Annotated in this window: 3 protein-coding genes and 1 pseudogene; all 4 read left to right on the top strand. The window is 43.4% G+C overall.

Translation table 11 applies throughout. From position 1 onward, the window contains the following. Positions 1–291: pseudogene (locus ACQEXT_RS21100) on the top strand (type VI secretion system tip protein VgrG); the annotation flags it as partial. After that, a complete protein-coding gene (locus tag ACQEXT_RS21095; RefSeq protein ID WP_426953431.1) occupies positions 288–1,151 on the top strand; it encodes a DUF4123 domain-containing protein in 864 nt (287 codons plus the stop codon). The pseudogene ACQEXT_RS21100 and the gene ACQEXT_RS21095, both read left to right, overlap by 4 nt. A 5-nt stretch (positions 1,152–1,156) precedes the next feature. Next, positions 1,157–3,088 (top strand): lipase family protein, encoded by a 1,932-nt coding sequence (locus ACQEXT_RS21090; protein WP_426953432.1) that lies wholly within the window; start codon positions 1,157–1,159, stop codon positions 3,086–3,088. Next, a complete protein-coding gene (locus tag ACQEXT_RS21085) occupies positions 3,085–3,783 on the top strand; it encodes a hypothetical protein (RefSeq protein ID WP_426953430.1) in 699 nt (232 codons plus the stop codon). The genes ACQEXT_RS21090 and ACQEXT_RS21085 overlap by 4 nt, the downstream gene beginning before the upstream one ends. The last annotated feature ends 109 nt before the right edge of the window (positions 3,784–3,892 follow it).

Raw genomic sequence — 3,892 nt, 5'->3', positions numbered from 1 at the left:
ATCAAAGCCGGTATGAAGGTCGTTATCGAAGCGGGCTCTGAAATGACTTTGAAAGCCGGTGGCAGCTTTATAAAACTAGACGCTTCTGGTGTTAGCTTGGTTGGCGCGAAAGTCAATATAAACTCGGGTGGAAGTCCAAGCAGTGGCAGTGGTTATGGCGGAGAGATAAGCAAGCTGCCAAATGGTTTAGAAACTCAAACGCCCCCACAACCGATAACGTTGCCAGCACAAGCTACTGTGGACGCTAATACCTCATTGCTCAAACCCTGTGAGCAAGGAAAGATAAAATGAAACAGTTGAATATTACCCAATGGCTATATGAACAACGCGAGCTAAACAAAGGCCTCTACGCCATTGTCGACCCACGCTCCCCCCACCAACCTCAGGTCGCTTTCTACCAGTGTGGTGGTGAAGATGGTGGGCCACTAATGAGCTTAGATACTCTGACCAATCCAGAAGATGGCCCTTGGTTACTGCCTGTTAACGCACAGTTTATAGAATGGTGGCAGCAAGATGACCATGCACAAAGCGGTATTATTGTCAGTACCGACTCTGTTCAAAAAGAGCTTCGCGCCCATTTTGCGAGCCTGTTTCAAGCAATCTTACTTGGTGAACGCGTCTTTTTTTCTTTCTATAACCCCGCTTATATTGGCGCAATGCTGCCGCGTTTACTCCCTGAAGAAGTCAGTCAGTTACTCAGGAACCACAGCGTATTAATCCACTACAATCAGCAGTGGCAAAGCTGGCAAGCAGACACCCCCACCCAGCAAACTTTGGCTCAAGATCAAAATACGCCTTGGTGGATAATTAAAGAGCACCACATTGATAACACAGCTAATGTACCATTGCTGAGTCGTAACGTAGAAAGCTGGCTCTGGCAGAATCAGTCTCAACTGATGGAAACAAGAATTGACCACAACATGCCGCACTTTGATAGCGCCTTTCAAGCACATTTTACGGCAATGGAATTAGCACCAGATAGTCAAAAGCAGACCCTACAAGAGAAAGCACTAACGGCCAGTATTATCACTACCCATAAGCAAGCCTTCCTGAATCAGGTGTCGATTCAAAAAACCATTGTTGGACTGCGAGATGATGAATTGCTGTTTGGATTAAAAACCCTGTATCACCAATTGCAAGGAGAAGCGTAATGGCGATTGAAATGTACAATCACTGCGTATTGTGTAACCCCGCAGTCAATTGGTTAGAGGTTGAGTTTCGTAGCGAAAACGATGAACCGATAAATGACTTAAAGGTGACCATTACTAACCCCAGCACGCTAGAAACGCATCAACAGACCAGTCGCCAAGGGAACTGTAAGTTTGCCAATCTGGCCGCAGGGGAGTGGGTGATCAGCGTCGAAACAGAAAACCTGTTAGCCACGGTAGAACAGTATAAGAGTCGCAACGAACAGACCCCGTCGCCAGTTGAATCAAGAGCAGAGTCAGAGCTGGGGGCGGTTCATCAAAACCGTAAAAAATACGCCTTAGTGAGCGTGGGTGATTTGTGGTCAACCCCACCTCAAGATTCGTTCTTGACCGAGCACCATAGCGCACTCAAAGCCAATGCACGTAAAGATATTAAAGGGGTTCGTGCCTCACACAACACCACCCATGTACTCGAAATAAAAGCCCTACGCAGCTATATGCCAATGATCGTTGATACCGATGGGTTCAACTTGGTGAATAGTTACACTTTTGCTTTGTTGTCGAAACTGGCGTATGCCACAGATAAATTCAACATAGATGATGGGAAATCACTGGATACAAACGGTTCTATTGATACCGTAACAACGCAATTAAAGACTAGGAAAGTCCCCAAAAATTGTAGCAATCTAGCAACAAAATGGATTGTGCAAGAAATCCCATATAGCCAAGCACTTAACTACAATTATTATGCTGATGAAGATGTAGGCGCTGAAGGGTACATTTTGTTTAATGATGATATCGCGATAATCGGCATACGAGGCACAGAGCCATATTTTGAGAACAGAAATAGAGTAGAAGACACTCATTTTCTCAAAATTGTCAAAGCCGCTTCTGGGATAGAAGTTCTGTTGGTAGATAAATTAGGCGACACAATTCAATCCCCCTTCGTACAGGACATGGTAAAGACCAATTTTGATCTCGCACAAATTGCTCCTCCTGAGTTTGGGGGAACCTATATGCATCGCGGATTTTATCAGTATGCTATGGCTTTTCGAAAATCAATCGGAGATCAATTAGAACAACACAAAAACAAAATTATTTACGTCTGTGGACATAGCTTAGGCGGTGCAGCAGCGCTGATCATGAGCGCATTAATACAAGATACCTATTCGCCATCAACATTGCGTTTGTACACTTACGGAATGCCGCGCACAGGAACGCGAAGTTTTGTCGAGCGTTACCGCGATATTGTCCATTATCGGTATGTTAATAATCACGATCTCGTTCCCCAAATCCCGATGACATGGGCTAATACCGACCCAACCGAAGGTCTCGAACTGTCTGACATTTTCAATAGCAGTGTGAATTTAGCCAAAAAAATGATCATGGATAACGATGATGATAACTATCTTCATCATGGTTCCCTATCTCAATTGATCACGTATGATGAGCCCAAGCAGGTACTATTATCGCCACGACAGACTCAAATCACCATGCTAGATCTTGCTAAGATGGCCGAAAATGATTCCTATGCATTAGTGGATGGTTTGACCGATGCTTCAATCGCTGAACACGGTATGGAGGTTTATATCCCTAACCTATTCGCTCAACTGCAAGCACTCAGTAAAGAAAGTTTGTATGACAATTATCAAGGCACGATCAATTACCTCTCAAATACCATCGAAGATTTACAACAACGCAACTTGAAGGCTAAGTACGAGTTAGCCGAAACGTTAGGCAAACCCTACTCGCCCACTAATCAAGCTTATCTTGCCCGCTTAAGACAAGAGATATCGATCTGCGAACAATTAGTGCACAATCATCATCAGGTTAGACACGAACTAACCGCGACTCTAAACAACCCTGAGAGGTATCCGCTCAGTTTACTGCTGATGTCTAATCAATCCTTACCTGATGAAATTAAGGAACAATTAAAATGACGCTATCGACTAAACAAACAAGGTTGGGGATAAACCTCACGCTGCTTGTATTTCTTGTTGGTATAGGTTGTAGTCTTTACTCAGCACAGAATGCAAATCCGCAAGAGTCGATTCGAGTAGCAGGTTCAAAGCCAACCGATGCAACTGTAAAAGTGTGGGCAAACTATTGGGTATATGGTGATGACTGTGAATCCTACTCTTATGATATGTTTGGCCAAAAAGCCCATCGAGGAGGAAAGATCACTACATTCTTTACTCCGAGTAACGATGTAAGTGATGACCGTTATCAGTTCACCGTGCCATACTCAACTTACACAAACAGTAAAAATTGCGTGGTCGAATTACGAGATATCAAGGTCGAAGCCTATAACGCATTTGATACAGTAGGTTTTGCCCAATTACGCATTTATCAATCAGGCACCGATTATAACAATAAACCGTTAGATTTAACTTCTAAAATTGAAGCTAGAGATTGCAACAGTCGATTTTACCAATGGTCTAAAGATATATGGAAAGGAATTACCGGATGTTACTACTTTGTCAATAAAAAGAAAATATCTGAAACATCACAAACAAATGCAGAAACTGTCTACTTTGATTTCTCTCAGTTCAGTAGCGATACGGTGATTCACTACGATATTTTAGCTGGTAAAGAGTATCGTAGTACACCGTTAGATCCAGAGACTGGCAAGTGACTCGGTTAACTAAGCGACAATTCATAGAGAGAAGTGTCGCATTGGTTCTGGTTTCAGTGAGCGCACTATCTGGGTTGTACTCGATACTGAACACTACCGAGCAAGAATC

The organism is Vibrio sp. TRT 29B02 (genome assembly GCF_050113655.1).
In the GTDB taxonomy this organism is placed as follows: Bacteria; Pseudomonadota; Gammaproteobacteria; order Enterobacterales; family Vibrionaceae; genus Vibrio.
The sequence above is the reverse complement of the archived record's forward strand: the minus strand, read 5'-3'. Positions and strand labels throughout refer to the sequence as shown.